A 218-nucleotide genomic window follows, 5' to 3' on the forward strand; every position below is an offset into this window, starting at 1 on the left:
ATCTTTAACTAAAACCGTACCTGCTGCGGTGCCGTCGCTCTTCCATAGCTCAAAGCCGTTGGTGCCGTCGTCGGCTCCAAAGTACAGGGTGCCGTTGATGTTGGTTAAATTAGAGGGATTTGAGCTACCCGAACCAGACCTGATATCTTTAACTAAAACCGTACCTGCTGCGGTGCCGTCGCTCTTCCATAGCTCAAAGCCGTTGGTGCCGTCGTCGG

Annotated in this window: 1 protein-coding gene; it reads right to left on the reverse strand. The window is 52.8% G+C overall.

Annotated elements, in window-relative coordinates; all coding sequences use genetic code 11:
- Nucleotides 1–218: ELWxxDGT repeat protein (locus AC0QH1_RS29525; RefSeq protein ID WP_324635025.1), on the reverse strand; the 218-nt coding region annotated here is incomplete at both ends.

Source organism: Phormidium sp. CCY1219, from assembly GCF_055795085.1.